Below are 19525 nucleotides of genomic sequence, written 5' to 3' on the forward strand. Positions count from 1 at the left end.
AGAGGGGAGTTGATCCAGTAAATCTCGATATTGTCAATACTAACGATACAATATCAACGGATGCAATGACAGGATTTGGTGAACCACGAGAGTAACTCTTGGCGTTTGCAGTTTGAGACTCCGAATCACGTTGTCAATGTAACAGGTACTGATAAGATCCTCGTTGATGGAACACGAATAGATACAGATAATTAAGCGTTAGAAGTCTTATATCGGCCGATCTGGTCTGACCGAATCGAAACTGATTTTGTGCGAGATACGCGCGCTGTGCTGATCGCATCTGAATCACGGGAAAGGTGGCGTCGAGAGGGCATCTGTGGGGGGGTGTGGTCTCACGAAATCCTATCGGAAATAAAATAGTAGTTGCGATAAAACAGATGTTTCACGGCCGCCGTGGTGAACGACACGGGATTGTCTCTGAATCTCGATGCGAACCGCCCGGCTGTTCGATACGAGCGCTTCACGCGGCCGGGCTGGAACATCTCCATGGTCTCGTAACAGAGGACCGGTTTGTCGGTCCGTCGGTTGATCTCCGCCGCCTGCCGCGGATCGCTCTCAATAAAGAGAAGCGCCTCCGTCGAGTCGTAGACTTCTATCTTGTATTGCGCGTGATTTCCGCGCTCTTGTCGAGCCGCCTTACTCGGGAGGTCCATCATCACGAGGTTGTCGTACTGAACTCCGTGTTCGTCTAGCCAGTTTTCGGTCTCCGGTCGATAGGTCTCAAGTCTGCTCGTGACGAGATGTCCGATCCGTTGGTCCGGAACGATGTTCGGATCCACTGTCGACAGGAACTCCCGATACCGGTCCCCGTCGTCGTTCTCCATCGGCGTGGGGTCGCGACAGAGAACCCCATCGATGTCCACGCAGGCGTCGTTCAACACCGGGTGATGCATCGTGTTCCACTCAAATATCCGAGGCATAGGGACGACCTCTTCCCAGTGGTCGACGTATTCGCACCCTCGCGTTGAAACGTATATCGCGCCGTACGAGAGGTCGAACGGGAACTCGTGTTCTTCGAGCCTGTTCCGGGTTTCGGTCATTTGACTTCCCGAGCGAACGGAGTCGTCCACGACAAGCACGGAGTCGAACTCACGGAGGGAGAGATCCTCCGCGCACCGTTCGCCGGAGTCCATCAGGCGGCCTTCACAAAGCCTGTCAACGTCCGTCATCGGGACGTTAAGATGGAGACACAGGAGGTTTGCGGCCAACAGACCGCTTCGGGGGATCCCGACGACTAAGTCAACGTCCGAAAGGTTCTCCTGAGCGAACTGGCGGGTGTCGACGGTGAGATCCGCGACCCTCCTGTAATTCATGTTCTCCACGAACAATTGATGACCTCAAAGTTATCTCATGCTTACTAGCGGATACGTCGCCGTCCGCCGCGATATGTATGCCATTAATGAAGCAGCCATTTAATGGAGTCTGTCTCTAGGTCTTGTCGGCCGTTCCTGACAAGAATCGAGTAAATTGTGATACGCTCGGTACGTGTGTTCCCTATCTCATATGGAGTCACTGGCCAGTATCACCGCAATACGAGCGACCGATGTTATCGTAGACTGTCAGTACTATTTTATCCATCAAGCAGGAAAAGTAGTGATATGAGCCGGTTCAAACCGGTGATTCGGGAACATCCCTGCTCTAGCTTTTTCGTTCTCGCGTTCCTCTGGACCTATACGTACGATGCCATCATCTACGTGACTGTCGGACCTTCGCCCGGCCTGTTGCTGGGTGAACTCCCCCGTACGTGGGGACCACTTATCGCCGCAGTGCTTGTCACGTGGCTCCTCGACGGAAACCTTCGTGAGTGGGCCGGCCAAGTCACGAAGTGGCGCGTCAAGCCGCGGTGGTACGTCATCGCCATTGGCTTGCCGTTTCTATTCGCAAACGGACTTGCCGAAAGCGGCATCCATCTTATTACCGGTGGGTCGATAGAAGTACTCCCGTCCCCGTGGTGGCACTATGTACTGAATTTTGTTGTGGTGCTGTTCTTCGCGGGAGCCCTCGAAGAGTTTGGCTGGCGTGGGTTTGCTCAACCGAGACTTCAAGAGCGCTACTCCGCATTCGTCGCTGCACTAGGCATCGGCGGTATCTGGGTCATCTGGCATCTCCCGCTGTTTTATCTATTTGACTTTGCGGCGTACGACACTGCCGCTCTCTGGGGGACGTTTGGGGTGTGGCTTATCGCCCGGTCGGTTGTGTTCGCATGGATCTACAACAGCACTGGCGGGAGTCTACTCTTCCCGATGCTGATGCACGCCCTCGGCAACCTCCCGCAAGTGATAGTTCCAGCGACAGAACTCAACGGCATCGGACAGTATTCCGGCGAAATCCTGTTAGTACTGTTCAGTATCGGCCTTGTCGTCGCATATGGCCCGTCGTACCTGGCGGCTTCACCACCTGATCCACTCGTTCCTGGCAATTCTGCAAGAAACAGGTAGTGTGCGCGTTCGTTCTAACAGCTGTTTCATCTCTGCTGGCCCGAAATGAACGCTGGCGGTCTGCTGCATCCACCCTCTGTATCTCGCACGGAGTTCTGACACAATGTAGGTAGATCCGTACTGTGTGTCGGTGTGTGGACCACCTGGATTGACCGCAACTTGGTCAGTATCTGTCACTTGCTGAGGATTTCAACAAAACCTATCGTCTGTTTATACCTTGGTTCTGTGGCTGATGTGGGCTCCGATCTATTCGTCCCAACGTTCAAGCCGTGTCAACGCCAACGTTGACACACAGATGGCCACTGCTGACGAACAGATCCGCGTGAGCGAGCGGGTGAAACGGAGCCTCGACCGCCGTCGGAGCGAGGGTGAGAGCTACAACGATGTCCTCGAACGACTGCTGTCGGAGAAGAACGAGAGCGACTTCTACGACGGGTTCGGGACGGTATCTGACGAAGCGGCCGACCGCATCCGCGACGAGCGAGAGGAGGCGAAGGAGGAGCGGAAGGACCGGATGCGTCGGTTGAGCGGGACTCCATGAAGGTCTTGGACGCGAACTTCCTTATCGACTACCTGAACGGCGATCCCGCTGCGAAACGGTTCTACGAAGCGAACGACGGCGCCGATGAGGTATGGATCGTGCCGGCACCAGCGTACGCCGAGACGCTGGTTGGCGTCGGGAACCTGCCTGACGTCGATGTCGACGAAGTGATCGACGCGCTCGCATGGACTGAGGTGTACACCGTTGACGAGGACCTCTCGATTGAGGCCGGCTACATCGCCGACGATATCGGGCCAGAAGGTCCGTTCCTCGACGGCGTCGATGCGCTGGTCGCAGCGGTCGGTCGCGAACTCGACTCGCCGGTTGTATCTGCCGATAGTGACCTCACTCACGCAGCGACGACAAAGGAAGTCGAAGTGCTGAATTATCGAACGTCTCAGTAACTCGGATCTTCGGGACCTGTGCGATCACACGGGAAGTGACGCTCTCCGAATCTCGCCACGCTTTTGCGAAGGGGTTCGTCGAGAAATTCCGGCACGATCGGTCTGGGCGCTTCGCCGGGACCGGTGACTGACGCCGTCGAATCCTATGACGGATCCCGTACTCGTTTCTCTCGATCGTAACGGGCGTGTCGACTACGCCCACACCAACGGGATCCACCAGATGGCGAACGCCGAAATGACGAGGATCGCCGGAAGCGTGACGACGAATCCGATCTTCGCCATCTGTGGGATCGTCAGGTAGCCACTCCCGAAGACGATGGCGTTCGGTGCGGTGGCGACGGGAAGCATGAACGCGAACGAGGCGGCGAACGCGGCGGTTGTCATCAGCGTGAGCGGAGTGACGCCGATAGCCGCTCCGATACTCACCGTGATCGGCATGAACAGCGACGCAGTGGCCGTGTTCGACGTGACGTTCGTGAGCAGAATCACGACCGTCGCAATCAGCAGAACCATCCCCGCGAGTTCCGTGATTCCGAGGGTGGCGATCGCGTCTGCGACGACGTCGTCGAGCCCGCTCTCCTGAAATCCACGTGCGATCGAAAATCCGGCACCCAGTAACAATAAGACACCCCACGGTACCCGAGCGGTGTACTCCCAGTCGAGCAGTCGGTCCCCATCGACTGGGATCAAAAACACGAGGACGGCTCCGGCGACGGCGATCATCGCATCGGTGAGCATCGGTACGACGGGCTGGAGGACGAACGGCCGCGCGATCCAGCAAGCGGCGACGAGTCCGAACACGGCGAGGACGCGTCGTTCGCCGTTCGTCATAGCTCCTAATTCGCGCAGCTGCGCGTCGATGACGTCCGTCCGCCCCGGCCGACGATCGATCGTCGGACGCAGGACCACCACGAGCAGCACCCACGTGATGAGCAGGAAGATCACGGCGATTGGCACCCCGACCAGCATCCAGTCGAGAAAGCCGATCTCGACGCCGAGGCTCGACTCTGCCACGCCGGCGAGCACCGCGTTCGGCGGGCTTCCGATGAGGGTTGCGGCCCCGCCGATCGACGCGCCGTAGGCGATGCCGAGCATCACCGCCAACCCGAACGAGGTGTTCGGGAGTTCGGCCGCGTCAGATTCGAAGCCGTGGAGCAGTTCCCCCTCGACGTCGAGTGGATCGTTCGGCGCTTCGAGTTCGTCGCGGTCGAGCGGCGGGGTTTTTCGACCGCCGATCGCCGTGAGTTCGACGACGACGGCAGCCCCGATCGGCACCATCATCATCGCCGTCGCCGTATTCGAGATCCACATCGAGAGGAACGCGGTCGCTCCCATAAAGCCGAACACGAGCCCCTTCCCACTTGTGCCGACGGTGGAGATGATGAGTAGCGACAATCGGTGATGCAGGTTCCAGCGCTCGATAGCGAGCGCGATGAGAAACCCACCGAGGAGCAGAAAGACAATCGGGTCGGCGTACGGTGCCGTTGCACTTCCGACGGTCATCACGCCAGTCGTCGGGAAGAGAACGACGGGGAGAAGCGACGTGACCGGGATCGGGATCGCCTCGGTGACCCACCAGATGACGACCCACGTCGTGCTCGCGAGGACGGCGGTCACCTCGGGAGTGAGTCCGAACGGCGTCACGAGGGCCAGTCCGAGAAACGAGGTCGGTCCGAGAACCAGGCCGATAGAGCCGCGGGACACGCCGATATTCGAGAACATAGCTGTGGATTCGAACACGACGTGTATTATACGCTTTCTCTGATCGGGATGGACGCCGCTACGGCCGCGTCGTCCTCCGAGGACCGCTCTCATCTCATCGTGACTCGGTTGTGGGCCCCGCGAGCGGCGATAGTCCCACGTTGCAGAAGTATAACACCCACGAGCGTAGGGTGATACCCGCACACCACGAGACGTAGCCGATAAACAAGAGAGATCGAACGAGCCGATGTGACATGTTCTCTTTTCTGCTCTCTCGTGTCCTGTTGGTGCGGTTTTTCAGTTCGTGGGGGAGGATGGCGTGGGCGGCGGGGCCGAGCGGACCGGGGCTTCCAAGGACTTAATTACTCTTGGTTAGACTGTCAGGTCATGTCTGATATTCCGACGCGGACGTTGCCGAGCGGTGACGAGCTGCCGCTCGTGGGGTTCGGGACGTGGGCGCTCGAGGAGGAGTCGTTGGATGGGGCCGTTCGCGCGGCGCTCGACGCCGGGTACGGTCACCTGGACACCGCGGAGGGGTATCGGAACGAGGCGGAGCTCGGCGAGGTGTTGGCCGAGTACGACCGTGAGGAGGTGTTTCTCACGTCGAAGGTGTCGCCGGAGCATCTCAACTACAATTCGGTGATCGAGGCGTGTGAGGATTCGTTGGAGCGGTTGGGGACCGACTATCTGGATCTGTACCTGATTCACTGGCCGAATCCGGCGATTTCGCTTCGGGAGACGCTGTCGGCGATGGCGAAGCTCCACGATCGGGGGTTGATCCGGAACGTGGGCGTGTCGAACTTCTCGGCGTACCAGCTGAGCTGTGCCCATCACGTCGCCGACGTGCCGATCGCGGTCAACCAGATCGAGTTTCACCCGTACTTCCAGCGGCCGGACCTGGTGGAGTACTGTCGCGAGTCCGACACGGTGGTCGAAGCGGCCGCGCCGCTGGCCCGAGGCGCGCTGTTCGACGACGAGATCGTTACCGAACTCGCGGAGACCTACGACCGCTCACCCGCCCAGATCGTGTTGAAGTGGGCGGTCGACCAGGGGATCGTGGTGTTGCCGAAATCCAACTCCCCGGCGCACGTCCGCGAGAACCTCGCGCTGTTCGACTGGGAGCTGGACGCGGACGACGCGGCCCGGCTCGACGCACTCGACCGCGACGACCCCGTCTACGACACCCCCGCGCACGACTGGACCTGAGTGACCGACGGATCCGCGTGACCGACGGACGGATCCGCGGCGCGTGACGAGGTCCGAGGCCGGCGCGCTTCGATCGGTGTGACCGTCACCGACCCCGATCGAGCGGGACGTATCGGTCGAGGAGGAGGTATCCGATCGTGCCCGCGAGGAACGCGACGCCGACGTTCGTCACCAGTCCGAGCAGGCCGACGCCGACCGTCAGCGACAGCCACTCCGTGTCGAGCCCGGCCCGCACGAGTTCGACCGCTATCAGCGCGAGCACCACGCCGAGCATCGGGAGGGGGAACGCGGCCACGACGCCCACCCCGATGACGGCAGCGACCGCGTAGATCGCGCCCAAGATGAGGTTCGAGCCGGCGGTTCGAGCGCCGAAGGCGTACTTCCCGGCCACGCCGCCGCTCCCGTGGCACATCGGCATCGCGCCGAGGGGGATCGCGACGAGGTTCATCGCCCCCATGCTCGTCGCCAGCTCGTCGGCCGAGACGTCCGCGTCGTAGTAGTCCGAGAGCAGGAGCGAGGTCGCGACGGCCGCGTTGCCGACCGTCATCGCCAGCTGTGCGAGCGTCCCTTCGAGGGCCGCGATCGACACCGCCTCCGGACCCGGCAGGCCGACCGCGAGCGACGGCACGGCCGGTGCGGGCACTCCCGACTGGAGGACCGCGACGCCGACCCCGACACAGAGGACGACGAGCGCGCTCGCGCGCCGGTAGCCCGCGAGCACGGCGACCGCGGCGACGCCCGCTGCGAGGAGCGCGAGCGGGACGTTCCCGAGGCTGAGGTGGACGCCGGTCTCGAGGAGAATGAGCCCGACCGCGACCTGGACGCCGCGGACCAGCGGCTGGCCGACGAACCGCGTGACGTGGCCGAGCGTCCCCGTCGTCCCGACGACGAGGAGGACGACGCCGGCGAGCAGTCCCGCGGCCGCGAGCTCGCCGGCGGTGAGCGAGCCCGCGATCACCAGCGCAGCGAGGGCCTTCATCGGCTCCACCGAGACCGGGAGCCCGTAGTAGAGCCCCCACACGACCTGAAACGCTGCAAATCCGAGGAGGAGGTGCGCGAGCGAGAGCTCGGTTAACGCTCCGATGGCGACGACGACCGGGAAGACCGTAACCGAATCTCCCAACGCTCCGGTGAGCTCACCGAACGAGATCTCGATCGTCTTCGCCCGTCCGTACTCGCTCGGATTCACCACTGCTGGTCGCTTGGGTGTGCCAACCGTATGAACCTGTTCGGTAATCGGATCCGGTGGCGTTGTGCCATCTCGTACTGTAAATCGATTACGTGTCCGGGGACGCGCCCGCGGTGAGTGCGGTTCCACCGGCCCGGACGTCGAACTTCGGCTGTGGTCGTCGGAACAGACCGGGCTCCACGAGCGTCTCGCGACGCTGGTTCAACAGTCGCGTGGCGGCGGAACGCACGGGCCCTCAAAGCAACGTCGGATCGACCTTCCGCCCCACCAACAAGAGGCTCCCGACGAGCATCGCGAACGCGACGGGGACCATGAGCTGGAACCCCGTGACGATCGTCGCGCTGGCTTGGACGCCGATAACGAGGAGGATCGTCGGACCGCAACAGGCCGCCCCCGACAGCAGCGCCGGAATCCCCGCGATCACGCCGGTCGATCCCTCCAGTCCGCAGGCACGGGGCTGGACGAGACCGAGGTACGTGAGCGCGAGGTTCGCGCCGACGAGGGCGGCGAGCGCGATCGCGAGGAGTGCGTTCAGCGGCGAGAACAGGTACGTGATCGGTCCCGCAGAGATGACCGCGATCGCACCGAACCGGAAGAATCCGAGGCTCGCAAACGCCCGCGAGAGGTCGTCGGCGACGCGGACCGTCACGCCGGATCCGCCGCCGAGAGCCAGGTCGCCGACGGTGAAGAGGTACGCGACGAGGTAGGTCAGTCCCGCACCGACGAGGACGAGCCGGGAGTCCCGTCGCGTTCGGGCGACTCCGAGCGCGGCTCGCGTTCGCGCGAGCACGTCGACCGCGGGTGTGAGGCGACGGAGTGTGAGGCGGCGATCAGTTCCGGGCATAGAGGGACGTCTCCGGGTAGAAGCCGCTCCAGGCGAACCACATCGCGTCGAACGCGAGCAGGCGCGCTCCCGGGAGCGCGGTCGGATCGTACGTCTCTCCGCTCTCGTCGACGATCCGGCCGTCGCGGTACTCGAACCGCTCTGCTTCGGGGTTCTCGAAGACGTACCCCGTATCGAGCGTCGGTTCGTACACCGCGACGACGGGACGCTCGCCGAGCGTCCCCTGGATCACGTTCCGCTCTCGGAGCGTCGACTTCTCGAACGCGGCGGCCCCCGCTGGCGTTCGCGTTCCGATGACGACCTGCTTGGGTTCGAGCCGATCGTTCCCGGACAGCGACTGGAACAGCGGTTCGGAATCCGGCTCGTAGTACCCCGAGCGGGGATTGTACGAACCGTACGGGTCGTACTCGTAGTTGTTGGCGAACCCGGAGTCGCGTGAGAGCACTGCCGTGTCCGGATGCGCGTTCCGCCACCGCTCCCAGGTGGTCCAGACGACGCGAAACTGCGAGAGCGATCGGATCGGTGGCTCTTCGTTCCAGGGACCGGGAATGGCGGTGGAGAGCACCTGCGGCCACCACGTTTCGGTGGCCCGATCGTACATTATCAGGTTGTTATTCACCAGCCGACCGGAGACGCCGAAGGTCGTCTCGCCGCGCTCGAACCCCATCGCGGTCCCGGTGAGGGGACAGTATGTCACGCTGACGGCCCTCCCGTCGACGACGTCGTTACAGATCTCGTGATGCACGAGGATCGACTGCGGGTACGCCTTCCGGTCGTCGCTCCCCGCGACTCCGAACACGGGATCGCCGGGATCGAGCCACTCCGACGCCTGCTCGGCGGAGACGAACGACGGGTCGTCGATAGAGGGGATCCCGTCCTTCGGCGGGCCTCCGGACACCGCCAGCTCCCGGATATCGGCCGGGTCCATCAGTAACGGGAGTCGGTCGTCAGCGGTCGGCACGGGCGCGGTTCCCGCGGCGACCCGGACTCGTCCGTTGCGTTGCTCGCGATCTCGCTCTCGGAGCCTCCTCCGGCGCTCCGGCTCGTCGCACCGCGGGACCCGCTGAGACACCCCGCGAGCGCGCTGACGCCGAACGTAGCGAGGACAGATCTGCGCGTCGGCGTGCGACTCATACCCACACCTTCGCGCTCGATGGACAAAAGCGCGCCCTAACCGCGAGGTAACCGCGTTCTGCCTCCTCACCGGTCGACGAGACCGGCGTCGCTCACCCACCGGTACGAGACGCCCAGGACCGCCCCCCAGAGCGCGTGGGCGAGGAGCCCCGTGAGCGTGAGATTCGGGACGGGTGCCGGGATCCCGAGGAGTCTGAGCCAGACCGGCATCAGGAGTCCCGCCGCGACCAGCCAGAGTGCGATCCCCCAGCCCACGCCGAGGAGTCCCGACCCGACCGCTCCAGACGCGACGCGACGCGCACGCGGCGTGGCGCTCCCGGCGGCGAACAGCAGCCCGAAGACGACGCTGTGGAACAGGTGCGTGATCCATCCTACGAGGGGGCTCTGGATCCCGTATAGCGACCCGATGACCGGCAACACGCCGGTCGCGACCTGGAAGAAGACGCCCATCGCGACGCCGCCGAGAATCCCGCCGGCGATGGCCCCGAGGAGCGTCGGGACTCCGAGACCGATCGTCTCCGGGCTTATTCCCTCCCGTTCGTCGCGTGGCAACACGACCGTGATCTTCGTCCCGCTCCCGTCGCCGTTCGCGGTACTCACCCGGATGTCGCCCCCGAACTGGACGACGAGCAGACGCACGACCTGGAGACCGAACCCGGCGGAGGGGTCGTCGAACTCGGGGAACTCACCCCTCTCGAGCAGCGCCCGTTGTCGTTCCGGAAGCCCCGACCCGTCGTCGGCGATCGACAGCTCGATCGCGTGGGCCGTCTCGCTGATTTCGACGGTGAGGCTCGCCGACTCGCCGTGGCTGGCGGCGTTCTGTAACAGTTCGCGGACCACGAGCGCGACGCGGTCGTCCACGGCGGTTTCCGTGTCGGCGGCGTGGACGTCGACCCGCGGGTCGACGTCGTGGGACCCCCGGAGCGCGGCGACCTCGTCGCGGACGATCTCCTCGAGATCGGTTCGGCCCGTCCGGCCGTTATCTCTGGCGACGACCTCGACCTCGTCGATCGTCGCGCGGATCCGCTCGACGGCCCGACGGATCGCCGCCGTCGAGGCGGGGCGGTCGCGGTCGCTGTCGCTCAGCAGGTCGGCGTGTCCGTCGATGATCGTGATCGCGTTCAGCACCTCGTGTTTGAGCAGCCGATTGACGAGAAGCGCGCGGTTCGCGGACCGGCGAATCTCCCGCTGGTGGCGGAGTACCTTCCCCGACCGGATCCCGGTGAGCGTCCCACCCACGGCACCGCCCAAGAGCACGTTCGCGGCGAGCAGGGGCGACTCGACGCTGACGGCGGCAGCTCCGGTGCGAAGCGACTGGTCGATCGCCGTGATCCCCAGCACGACGGCCATCGCCGCGATACCGAGGGCGTGCCACCGCGCGACCGTGTTCACGTACTCGGTCGCGAACGGTCCGACGGCGAGTGCGACGCCGTAGACGCTCAATCCCAATCCGACGACGAGCGGGAGCACCCCCGCGAACAGAAACGGGAGTGCGGCGTCGATTCTGAGCGTCTCCGCGACGAACAGTCGGGTGATTGCGAACCCCGAGACCGCGACGAGCAGCCCGGCCGGCTCGACCCGGTCTGTCAGGCTCATCGTTCCCTGTGCCTCCGGAGCAGGAGGCACCGGCGCTCGCTCTCGGCGTACTGCGCCCGGCGCACGTGCGGCACCACCGAGGAGGGTATCACGACCGGATCACTGTCACTGTCGATCGTAGAACGCCGGCGTGAGTTATAGCTCCCGGAACAGACGGCTGACGAGGATTCCGGTACGCGGAGTACCGTGTAACCGGCAGCCAATCCACTGTGGTCGTTCCGCCGACGCACCACCGCTGTCGACTCGTCGACGTACCACCGCTGCCGATACGCCGAACTGAAACGGCCACGCTCGTCGCTATCCCCTCGCGTCGACGCCCGTGTGAGGCGGGTACCCGAGGTTCGGTTCTCGTGGGTGCCGGAGCGACACTCAGAACGTGATGATCTCGTAGTCGTCGTCGACCAGCGAGCGGATGCTCGGGTGGCCGTCGTGGTCGTCGAGCGTTACCACGCCGGCGTCGGCGACGGCGTCTTCGACGCCGAACGCCCCGGAACAGTAGTCACAGACCGAGGTGTCGTCGCGGACCGCCTGGTACAGTTCGTGGTAGTCGCTGTCTTCGTCTTCGAGTTCGGGAATCCACTGCGTCCCCGCCCCGTCGAAGATCAGTTCGACCTCGTCGCCGTCGGCCTCGGCGAATTCCTTTGCCGCCTCGAGACCGTTCACGAGTCGACCGACGTTGGCGTGCCCGTCCGTTCCTGCGAGGATGATGACTGCTGCTTTCGCCATTACGCCTCCCAGTACTATCCGTGCCGATATATTTCGGCTGTAGTTGTGTGGTCCGGGTACGCTCCCGAGAAAGGTATATATACGATAGATGTCCCGCAGAACTCTGGCGTCGTCTCCGGTCCCCTATTTGCATCCAGTCTCGCATTCGGCTCCGGTCTCCTATTCGTCTCCGGTTTCGTGTCTGACCGCGTCGGCGGCCCCGAACCGACTAGTGGGTGTGGCCACCACCTCCGCGACTGAACTGTCCGGAGAACCCGCGTTGGACGACTTCGGACAGGGCGGGGTGGATGTGGACGGACTCGCGGATGTCCTGGACGGTGCCCGATCCGGCGTTCATCGCCACGACGACCTCTTGGAGGAGATTCGACGCTTCCGGACCGATGATGTGACAGCCGAGGATCTCTCCGTCGAGGTCGATGATCGCCTTCAGGAATCCGTCCGCCTTCATCGCGTCGCCTCGCGCGGTCTCGTCGTATCGGTACGTCCGCGTCGCGTACTCGCGGTCGGCCTCCCTGAGGTCCTCCTCGCGTGCGCCGACGCCGGCCACCTCCGGCGAGGCGAACACCGCGAACGGCATCGCGGTGTAGTCGACCGCCTGCAGTTCGTCGCCGAAGAGGTTCCGGGCGACGGCCTGTGCCTCGTGGTTCGCGCTGTGTTTCAGCAGGTACTCGCCGACGACGTCGCCGAGCGCCCACACGCCGTCGGCGGTCGTGCGGAGGTACTCGTCGGTCTCGACGAAGCCGCGGGCGTCCGTCTCGACGCCCGCCGAATCGAGATCGAGGCGATCCGTGTTCGGCGTGCGACCCGCGGCGACGAGCAGTTCGTCGCCCGTCACGGTCACGGAGTCCTCGTCGACGACGCCACCCTCGTCGTCGCCTTCTCCGTACTCGTACGGGTGTGCCTCGACGGTCACCGTCCCGTCCGCCTCCGAGACCGCGGTGGCCGCGTGACCCGTGTGGACGGTGAATCGCTCGGCGTACCGATCGGTGAACGCGTCTGCGACCTCCTCGTCGGCTTCCGGGAGCAGATTCGGACGCCGTCCGACGATCGTCACGTCGCTCCCGAACGTCCCGAAGAAGTGCCCGAGTTCCGCCGCGATGTACCCGCCTCCGACGATCACGAGGTGGTCCGGCGGCGTCTCGAACCGGAGCGCCTCGGTGCTCGTGAGGTAATTCACCCCCTCGATACCGTCGATGTCTGGAATCACGGGGCGGGTTCCGGCGGCGATGAGGACCGTTTCGGCCTGGACTCGGGAGCCTTCGTCTTCGCCGCTCACGATCTCGACCGTTCGCTCGTCGACGAACCGGCCTTCGCCCTCGTAGAGGTCGTGTCGGGGAGACGAACGCAGTCCCTCTCTGATCGACGCCGAATCGGCGCGGACCTCCTCGTTGACTTCGCGGACGATCGCCGAGAAGTCGACGTCGGCTACGTCCGCGTCGATGTGAAACTCACCGGCGCGTTCGATCGTCTCCAGCACGTCCGCGTGGTAGAGCAACATCTTCGACGGGATACACCCGCGGTTGAGACACGTCCCGCCGAGCGGTCCCTTCTCGACGACCGCGACCGACAGTCCCTGGTTCGCAGCCACGTTGGCTACGTCTAGCCCTGACCCGGAGCCGATGACCAGAAAATCAACTTCGTCCATGTCGCACTTGTAGCGGGCCTGTACTAATAATCACCCGCGGGCGTTCGACCCGCGTACACTTCCACCCGTGTACACTTCCATCCGCGTACACTTGCTGATCGCTACCCGAACGGATCGGGGGCGACTGCCGGAGAAGTAGTGGGAGATCGTGTCCCTCTGACGAGGGGGAGGGGGATGATGCACGGATGACGCTCGGACGGTGGGGGGACGCTACTCGGAGACGACCGAGTACGCGACTGCAACCGGGATCGCGTACACAACGTGCCCGACCGTCGAGACGATCGTCGCCGGGATCGCGACGTTCGGGAACGGCGGCGCGCCGGGAAACCCGAGCGCGCCGAGCCAGATCGGCATCACGAGCACCGCCAGTACCACCGTGGTCAGAACGCCGTACGCGACGGCCAGCCCCAGCGAGCCCCGGAGGCTCCGGGCGGTCTCGCGCAGTCCGCCGACCTCGACCAGCGCGACGTAGCCGAGCCCGAGGACGACGCCGTGGAACTGGTGGATAGCCCAGCCCGCGGCCAGTGCCGGCCCCTCGATCCCGTACATCGCCGGGATCGCCATCTCGAGGAGCGGCGGGGGCATGACGTACATCATCATCAATCCGAACGGGACGCTCCCGACGAAGCCGCCGACCGCCCCGCCGGCCCACTGTCGTGACGTGACGCCCGCCGCCGCGGACGCGGTTCCGGTCTCAGTTGCCATGTTGGGTTACCACACGTACTCTCCCTCGCGGCGACGTATTAACGCTAAGCTGAGTGATAGGTAACCGGGTTACCATCGGGAAATCGCGTTATAGCGACGACGAGGTCGGTCGAGTCAGTTCGGCCGAGTCAGTCCGATCGCATTCGTCCCGGCGAGATCGTCGGGTGCGGTCGCGAGCCGGTCCAGCGCGCTGGAGCCACCGCTCGCTTCCGCCGTTGCGACCGCTATCGGCTCGCGACCAACGAGACGTAGCCGATCCGTCCCTCTTCGGCTGCGGCCTCGAGGGCCTCGATCCCGTCGAGGATGTCGGCCCCGTGCTCCCCGAGCAGCGGCAGGAGCCGCTCGTAGTCGATCCGATCGCCGATCTCGTCGCGCATCCTCAACAGGTCCTCGCGGTGGTCACGGACGTCGTCGACCGCGAATCCGGCGTCCTCCACCGCCGCGATCGTCGCCGACCGACTGCTCGCGTGTTCGAGACACAGCGCCCGGACGATCGAGTCCGGCAGCGGGGGGAGGTCGCCCTCGACGACGACGTCGGACAGCGCGAGTCGCCCGTCGGGGCGGAGAACCCTGCGCGCCTCCGTCAGCGCGCGGTCCCGGTCCCCGACGAGACAGTAGACGCACTCGCCGAGGACGACGTCGACGCTCCCGTCGCGGAGCGGGAGCCGCGTTAGGTCTCCGCGAAGCGTCGCCGCGGCGGCGACGTCGGGATCCCGGTCGACGCCGACCGCGTCCGCGCCGCGCCGCCGGGCGGTCGCGACTCCCTCTCCCGCGCCGCACCCGACGTCGACCATTCGCGTTCCCGCCGTCACGTCGGCGCGGTCGAGCAGGGCCTCCGTCGCCTCCCGTCCGCCGGGGTGGAGCGGGCCGTCGAGGACGGTCTGGAGCGTGCGCCACGGGTTCGCCACCGCGGACTCTATGAGTCCCTTCATCTCAGTCCCCGTCCGTCGGGAGCGCCCCGTCACCCTCGCCGGCGGCGTCCGGCACCGGTTCGTTCACGGCCGGACGCCCGCCCCAGCCGTTCCGCGTGCGGATCGCGTAGCGACCGTCGTCGGTCGTCATGTTGTAGCCACAGAAGGGGACGAGCTCGCCGTCCTCGGTCGGCACGGAGATACAGCAGTTGTCCAGCCGCTCGGCGTCGGCGGCGTCGGCGTCCATGAACCCCGTCAGCGACACCGGGAGCGCCCGGTCGAGGATCTCGTCGGCGCCGGCGGGTAGCTCCACGCTCCCACAGCAGCCGGTCGAACAGCAGGCGGCGTCCTTGCCGGCGGGCGTGTTCGCGATCAGCTCCATCCAGTCGGCCTCGTCGACGAACCCCGACAGCTCCTCGAACAGCGCGTCGTCGAGGAACTGTGTCAGCGCGACCGGGCCGTCGTCGGTCGGGAACAGCGCGGTCGCGGACTGACAGTACGCCGAACAGCACGGGACGGGCATGAGGTCTCGCGGCTCGATCGCCGCGAACCCCTCCGCGAGCCGCTCCGCGGCGGTGTCGAGCGAGAACCGTCCGCGGTCGGTCTCGTACCGCCCGAAGTGGGCGACCGGCTGGAAGTTCACCGCCTCGACGACGTCGAGGTTCTCCATCGCGTACCGGACGATGTCGCCCATCTCGTCGTCGTTGGTGCCGGGCACGACCGTGGGAACCAACACGACGGGGAGGTCTGCCTCGCGGCAGGCGTCGACGGCCGCGCGTTTCGTCGCCGCCAGGTCGACCTCGCGGATCGCCTCGTACGTCTCCGGCCGGAGCCCGTCGAACTGGAGGTAGATCGCGGTCACGCCGGCGTCGGCCAGCCGCTCGGCGTAGCGGTCGCGCTCGGCCAGCGCGATGCCGTTGGTGTTGACCTGGACGTGCTCGAACCCCATCTCTCGGGCGAGTTCGACGAGGTCCGGGAGGTCCTCCCGGACCGTCGGCTCGCCGCCGGAGAACTGGATCGGGCGCGTCCCACCGCTCTCTACGATCGTCTCGAGGAGCGTCTCGACCTCCTCCGTGGGTCGGTGGCTCCCGCCGGGGCCCGAACTCGCGAAGCAGTAAGAACACGAGAGGTTACAGTCGGAGGTAACCTCCACCACCGCGAGACAGGCGTGGTCGTTGTCGACGGTGAACGCGCTCTCCGGGTCGAACGCGGCGTCGGGCTCGAACCCCGCCGCCCACTCCCAGTGGTCCAGCGAGTCCCAGACCCGTCGCGTCGTCTCGCCGTGCTCCGGACACTCCCGGTGGAGGTACACCGACTCCTCGTCGGTCACGTACTCGCCGGGAACGCGCTCGAGACAGGTCGGACAGAGGCTCGTCGTCGAATCGAGCCGCCGGTCGGCGTCGGCGTGGGCCATACGATGGGTGACGAGGAGGACACCATAACCCTCGGGCGGTTGTGTGTGCGTGTCGGCCGAGCGCGGCCGGCTTTATGTCGTCGTGGCTCGGAGAGCCGGCGTGAGCCGATCGATCGGAACCGAAGAACCGACGGACCCGACCGTCGACGGCGATTCTGGCGGGACGAACCCCGTCGTCGACGGCGAACCCGACGAGACGAGCCCCGACCCCGAACGTCGAAATCGGCTCGTGGCGTCGCTGTGGCCGTGGCACGACGACGGTTCGAGCGCCGACGTCGAGATCGTCGTCTACGTGGTCACCGGCACCCACGGCGGGCTCCGCATTCCGGAGCGCTTCTGCCGGGAGTGTCACCGCTTCACCCGCGCGGCCGACGTCGCCGCGGCCCGCGTCGACGCCGACGTCCGGGTCAGCGTCCGCTCCTGGTGGACGCACCTCCCGTTCGCGCTCCGTCGCGGCGGCTACCACGCGCCGGTCATGGTCGTCGGCGGGGACCTGTTCCGCCAGGGACACGACGTACCGACGCCGGAGGAGGTCGTCACCGCCGTCGAGGAGGCGCTCGCATGACCCTCGACGAGACCGGGCCGGTACCCGACTTCAAACTGGAGAACGTCGCCGTCGGGCCGGACCCCTTCTCGCTGTCTGCGCTCCCAGACGACGTCGAGTTCGCCGTCCTGTTCTTCCAGCGGGACCACTACTGTACGAACTGTCGCCAGCAGGTCCGGACGCTCGCGGACCGCATTGACGCGTTCCACGACCGGAACGCGGAGGTCGTCTCGATCGTCCCGGAGCCGGCGGAGCGCGTCGCGGAGTGGCAGGACCGCTACGACCTGCCGTATCCGCTGCTCGCGGATCCCGACGCGACCGCGGGCGAGGCGTACGACCAGCCGGTGCGGTTCGGCGTTCTCGGACGGTTCAGCGACTTCCTGGGCCGAATGCCCGAGGTCGTCATCGTGGACAGACGAGGCGCGGCATCCCGGATCGCGTACGTTCATCAGGGGTCGTCGACGTTCGACCGGCCCGACGTGGACGAGATCCTCTCTGAACTGGACGCGCTCACCGCCGAACGCGACGGCGCCGACGGGTGACCGTCGACGAACCGTTCAACCTCCTCGCCGTCGCGGGAAGTCGCCCCCTGGGAAACGACCGGAGACTACCTCCGCGGCGAGTCCGTTGAATTCGTCCGTATCGACGAGCGGGAGACGGGTACTCGACCGTCATCTTGTGAGACCGCCATCTCGTGATCGGGTGCCGCGGAGAGATGTACGAGAATAGTGCGGGATCAAATGTTATCTATCTGTTAATTTATATTCTCGTCATGTTCTATTTTTGTTCTATTAAAGTTATTTATGTTTCGTAGTACAGAGAGGGAGCCTCGATCGAGGGGTCCGTTTTCGTATCGATAACGGCCGGTCCGTCCACGTCGGACGCGGTATGTAACGCAGTAGCGAACTCGTCGCCGGACTCGACACGGATCCCCGTTGCGCCGAACCCCTCGGCGACGGTCGCAAAGTCGACGTCGGTGTAGTCGACGCCGAGATATCGCTCCCCGTACGAGTCTTGCTGGTGCTGTTTGATCGAAGACAACTGCTCGTCGTTGAACACGACGACGACGAGCGGGAGGTCCTCGCGGACACACGTTTCGAGCTCTTGTGCCACCATCGAGAAGTCACCGTCACCGATCACGACGTACACCGTGACCGCGTCGTCGCCAGTCTGGGCACCGAGGCCAGCCGGAAAGGCAAATCCCATCGTCCCGAGACCGACAGATTTCAGAAAGGTTCCAGCATTCGTAATCGGGATTAAACTTGACCAGAGGGTGTTCTTTCCAGATGCCGAACAGATAATGTCGTCCGGATCCTTCTCTTTGGTAATCCGCGTGAGGGGAACGTACGGATTCACCAGTCCGGCGTCTGTATCTTCGAGCGCGTCGTCGTCGGGATTCGTCACCGCTTCGAGCTCATCGCGGAACTCCCGGTTGTACTCGTCCATTTCCGGAGGTTCTGGCAACGGGCCGTCGGTCTTCTCACGCAGTGATTGTTCGAACTCCCGGGTGAACGCCGTCGGATCCGCGAATACGGCCTGGTCGACCGAATACTGCCGCGCGAGTTCCCCTTCAGCGAGCGACACCTGGACGATCTCTGCGTCCTCGAACAGCGTGAAGTTGAACGTTTCAATGTCGGTGAGGCTCGTGCCGAGTGCGAGGACGAAATCTGCGTCGTCGGCGACCGACTTCGCCGCGATTCGCCCGAGCGTACCGAGCGCGCCGAAACAGTACTCGTCGTACTCGGAAACCACTCCCCGAGCGGTGAGCGACGTGAGTAGCGGACACCGCGCGTACTCCATGAGTGACTGAAGAGCCTCATCTGCGCCGGCGAGCAGCGATTCACCCCCGGCTAAGACGATCGGATTCTCCGCCTCGAGGAACCTCTCGACCGCCGAATCGACCTCCGTGTCTGGTGGTCTGACCCGGTTTCTGGGTGGGGACGGCCCGGGCGTCGCCGCGAGGGCTTCCCGTACTTCTTCGACGGTCTCTTCGGGGAGTTCCTCGGCGGCGACGTCGCTCGGTAGGTCGATATGTATCGGTCCCGGACTGCCGGTATTGAGTCGGTTCATCGCCTCCCGCATCACCTGGGGCACCCGTTCGACGTGCTCGAGTCGGACGTTCCAGTCCGTGACCGGCTCGAACATGTCGAGGTGGTCCACCTCGTGCCACACGTCCCGTCCGAGGGATTCGGATTCTGCGTTTCCCGTGAGCGCCACAACGGGTATGTTGTCCTTGTACGCGTCGGCCATCCCGTTGACCAGGTTCGATGCTCCGGCACCCACGTGGCCGATACAGACGGCGGGCTCCGTGGTCGAGCGGGCGAATCCGCTCGCCGCGAGCGCGCCCGACTGCTCGTGTCGAACCGGTACGTAATCGATGTCTGGATTCGATCGGAGTGCGTCAACGTAGTCGAGGACGCTTTCGCCGACGACGCCGTACGTTTTCGAGACCCCCGCCTCTTGAAAGAACTTGGCCACAGCGTCAGCTACTCGCATATACTTATCCTGTGGTGGATCCCTAATAAAC

At 64.7% G+C, this 19525-nt stretch carries 18 protein-coding genes; 6 read left to right on the top strand and 12 right to left on the bottom strand.

The window, feature by feature from the left end; translation table 11 throughout:
• Positions 1-332 precede the first annotated feature (332 nt).
• Positions 333-1313, bottom strand: coding sequence for a phosphoribosyltransferase family protein (locus GJ633_RS02520; protein WP_156586893.1), 981 nt, complete (start codon positions 1311-1313; stop codon positions 333-335).
• Positions 1314-1598: 285 nt separating this feature from the next.
• On the opposite strand from GJ633_RS02520, the gene GJ633_RS02525 reads away from it, so the two are divergent.
• The 3 genes from GJ633_RS02525 to GJ633_RS02535 all read left to right on the top strand — a co-directional run bounded on the left by GJ633_RS02525 (position 1599) and on the right by GJ633_RS02535 (position 3383).
• Entirely contained in the window at positions 1599-2438 is an 840-nt protein-coding gene (locus tag GJ633_RS02525) for a CPBP family intramembrane glutamic endopeptidase (RefSeq protein WP_156586851.1), read from the top strand.
• A 295-nt stretch (positions 2439-2733) separates the two neighbouring features.
• Positions 2734-2979, top strand: coding sequence for an antitoxin VapB family protein (locus tag GJ633_RS02530; RefSeq protein ID WP_156586853.1), 246 nt, complete (start codon positions 2734-2736; stop codon positions 2977-2979).
• Positions 2976-3383, top strand: coding sequence for a PIN domain-containing protein (locus tag GJ633_RS02535; protein ID WP_156586855.1), 408 nt, complete (start codon positions 2976-2978; stop codon positions 3381-3383). The genes GJ633_RS02530 and GJ633_RS02535 overlap by 4 nt, the downstream gene beginning before the upstream one ends.
• A 192-nt stretch (positions 3384-3575) precedes the next feature.
• Here the strand turns inward: GJ633_RS02535 and GJ633_RS02540 are convergent, their stop codons facing one another.
• The gene (locus tag GJ633_RS02540) at positions 3576-5105 is read right to left on the bottom strand and encodes a DASS family sodium-coupled anion symporter (protein WP_156586856.1); all 1530 of its coding nucleotides are present in this window, start codon (positions 5103-5105) and stop codon (positions 3576-3578) included.
• Positions 5106-5471: 366 nt separating this feature from the next.
• Between GJ633_RS02540 and GJ633_RS02545 the strand changes: the two genes are divergently transcribed.
• Positions 5472-6290: an aldo/keto reductase gene (locus tag GJ633_RS02545; RefSeq protein WP_156586858.1), complete on the top strand. Its 819-nt coding sequence runs from the start codon at positions 5472-5474 to the stop codon at positions 6288-6290.
• A gap of 85 nt (positions 6291-6375) precedes the next feature.
• Here GJ633_RS02545 and GJ633_RS02550 read toward each other — a convergent pair whose 3' ends face one another.
• The 9 genes from GJ633_RS02550 to GJ633_RS02590 all read right to left on the bottom strand — a co-directional run bounded on the left by GJ633_RS02550 (position 6376) and on the right by GJ633_RS02590 (position 16454).
• Complete coding sequence (locus GJ633_RS02550; RefSeq protein ID WP_321168872.1) at positions 6376-7479, bottom strand: putative sulfate/molybdate transporter; 1104 nt, start codon at positions 7477-7479, stop codon at positions 6376-6378.
• A gap of 235 nt (positions 7480-7714) precedes the next feature.
• Complete coding sequence (locus tag GJ633_RS02555; protein WP_156586860.1) at positions 7715-8323, bottom strand: hypothetical protein; 609 nt, start codon at positions 8321-8323, stop codon at positions 7715-7717.
• Positions 8310-9251: a DUF3179 domain-containing protein gene (locus tag GJ633_RS02560; protein WP_197431198.1), complete on the bottom strand. Its 942-nt coding sequence runs from the start codon at positions 9249-9251 to the stop codon at positions 8310-8312. The genes GJ633_RS02555 and GJ633_RS02560 overlap by 14 nt, the downstream gene beginning before the upstream one ends.
• Before the next feature lie 272 nt (positions 9252-9523).
• Complete coding sequence (locus GJ633_RS02565) at positions 9524-11053, bottom strand: HAMP domain-containing sensor histidine kinase (RefSeq protein ID WP_156586862.1); 1530 nt, start codon at positions 11051-11053, stop codon at positions 9524-9526.
• 369 nt (positions 11054-11422) lie between these two features.
• The gene (locus GJ633_RS02570; RefSeq protein WP_156586864.1) at positions 11423-11779 is read right to left on the bottom strand and encodes a DsrE family protein; all 357 of its coding nucleotides are present in this window, start codon (positions 11777-11779) and stop codon (positions 11423-11425) included.
• A gap of 208 nt (positions 11780-11987) precedes the next feature.
• A complete protein-coding gene (locus tag GJ633_RS02575) occupies positions 11988-13424 on the bottom strand; it encodes a dihydrolipoyl dehydrogenase (protein ID WP_156586866.1) in 1437 nt (478 codons plus the stop codon).
• 210 nt (positions 13425-13634) lie between these two features.
• Positions 13635-14129 (bottom strand): hypothetical protein, encoded by a 495-nt coding sequence (locus GJ633_RS02580; RefSeq protein WP_156586868.1) that lies wholly within the window; start codon positions 14127-14129, stop codon positions 13635-13637.
• 224 nt (positions 14130-14353) lie between these two features.
• Positions 14354-15061 (bottom strand): class I SAM-dependent methyltransferase, encoded by a 708-nt coding sequence (locus GJ633_RS02585; RefSeq protein WP_156586870.1) that lies wholly within the window; start codon positions 15059-15061, stop codon positions 14354-14356.
• Between the two features lies 1 nt (position 15062).
• On the bottom strand, positions 15063-16454 hold the full coding sequence (locus GJ633_RS02590; RefSeq protein WP_156586872.1) for a radical SAM protein: 1392 nt from the start codon (positions 16452-16454) through the stop codon (positions 15063-15065).
• A 100-nt stretch (positions 16455-16554) separates the two neighbouring features.
• Here GJ633_RS02590 and GJ633_RS02595 point away from each other — a divergent pair, with 100 nt between their 5' ends.
• Together GJ633_RS02595 and GJ633_RS02600 are read left to right on the top strand one after the other, a co-directional pair.
• Positions 16555-17019, top strand: coding sequence for a hypothetical protein (locus GJ633_RS02595; protein ID WP_231741206.1), 465 nt, complete (start codon positions 16555-16557; stop codon positions 17017-17019).
• Positions 17016-17540, top strand: a complete 525-nt coding sequence (locus GJ633_RS02600; RefSeq protein WP_156586874.1) for a peroxiredoxin — start codon at positions 17016-17018, stop codon at positions 17538-17540. Before GJ633_RS02595 ends, GJ633_RS02600 begins: the two co-directional genes overlap by 4 nt.
• Positions 17541-17799: 259 nt before the next feature.
• Here GJ633_RS02600 and GJ633_RS02605 read toward each other — a convergent pair whose 3' ends face one another.
• Positions 17800-19494 carry a thiamine pyrophosphate-binding protein gene (locus tag GJ633_RS02605; RefSeq protein WP_156586876.1) on the bottom strand — a complete coding sequence of 565 codons (1695 nt, stop codon included), beginning with the start codon at positions 19492-19494 and terminating at the stop codon, positions 17800-17802.
• Between the last annotated feature and the right edge of the window lie 31 nt (positions 19495-19525).

It is taken from the genome of Halorubrum sp. CBA1125, from assembly GCF_009742825.1.
Taxonomy (GTDB): Archaea; Halobacteriota; Halobacteria; order Halobacteriales; family Haloferacaceae; genus Halorubrum.

What these genes read in the sequence shown, in the direction of transcription:
- GJ633_RS02520 (WP_156586893.1), bottom strand. Translation starts at nt 1,313, where the DNA reads ATGAATTACAGGAGGGTCGCGGATCTCACCGTCGACACCCGCCAGTTC.
- GJ633_RS02525 (WP_156586851.1), top strand. Translation starts at nt 1,599, where the DNA reads ATGAGCCGGTTCAAACCGGTGATTCGGGAACATCCCTGCTCTAGCTTT.
- GJ633_RS02530 (WP_156586853.1), top strand. Translation starts at nt 2,734, where the DNA reads ATGGCCACTGCTGACGAACAGATCCGCGTGAGCGAGCGGGTGAAACGG.
- GJ633_RS02535 (WP_156586855.1), top strand. Translation starts at nt 2,976, where the DNA reads ATGAAGGTCTTGGACGCGAACTTCCTTATCGACTACCTGAACGGCGAT.
- GJ633_RS02540 (WP_156586856.1), bottom strand. Translation starts at nt 5,105, where the DNA reads ATGTTCTCGAATATCGGCGTGTCCCGCGGCTCTATCGGCCTGGTTCTC.
- GJ633_RS02545 (WP_156586858.1), top strand. Translation starts at nt 5,472, where the DNA reads ATGTCTGATATTCCGACGCGGACGTTGCCGAGCGGTGACGAGCTGCCG.
- GJ633_RS02555 (WP_156586860.1), bottom strand. Translation starts at nt 8,323, where the DNA reads ATGCCCGGAACTGATCGCCGCCTCACACTCCGTCGCCTCACACCCGCG.
- GJ633_RS02560 (WP_197431198.1), bottom strand. Translation starts at nt 9,251, where the DNA reads ATGGACCCGGCCGATATCCGGGAGCTGGCGGTGTCCGGAGGCCCGCCG.
- GJ633_RS02565 (WP_156586862.1), bottom strand. Translation starts at nt 11,053, where the DNA reads ATGAGCCTGACAGACCGGGTCGAGCCGGCCGGGCTGCTCGTCGCGGTC.
- GJ633_RS02570 (WP_156586864.1), bottom strand. Translation starts at nt 11,779, where the DNA reads ATGGCGAAAGCAGCAGTCATCATCCTCGCAGGAACGGACGGGCACGCC.
- GJ633_RS02575 (WP_156586866.1), bottom strand. Translation starts at nt 13,424, where the DNA reads ATGGACGAAGTTGATTTTCTGGTCATCGGCTCCGGGTCAGGGCTAGAC.
- GJ633_RS02580 (WP_156586868.1), bottom strand. Translation starts at nt 14,129, where the DNA reads ATGGCAACTGAGACCGGAACCGCGTCCGCGGCGGCGGGCGTCACGTCA.
- GJ633_RS02585 (WP_156586870.1), bottom strand. Translation starts at nt 15,061, where the DNA reads ATGAAGGGACTCATAGAGTCCGCGGTGGCGAACCCGTGGCGCACGCTC.
- GJ633_RS02590 (WP_156586872.1), bottom strand. Translation starts at nt 16,454, where the DNA reads ATGGCCCACGCCGACGCCGACCGGCGGCTCGATTCGACGACGAGCCTC.
- GJ633_RS02600 (WP_156586874.1), top strand. Translation starts at nt 17,016, where the DNA reads ATGACCCTCGACGAGACCGGGCCGGTACCCGACTTCAAACTGGAGAAC.
- GJ633_RS02605 (WP_156586876.1), bottom strand. Translation starts at nt 19,494, where the DNA reads ATGCGAGTAGCTGACGCTGTGGCCAAGTTCTTTCAAGAGGCGGGGGTC.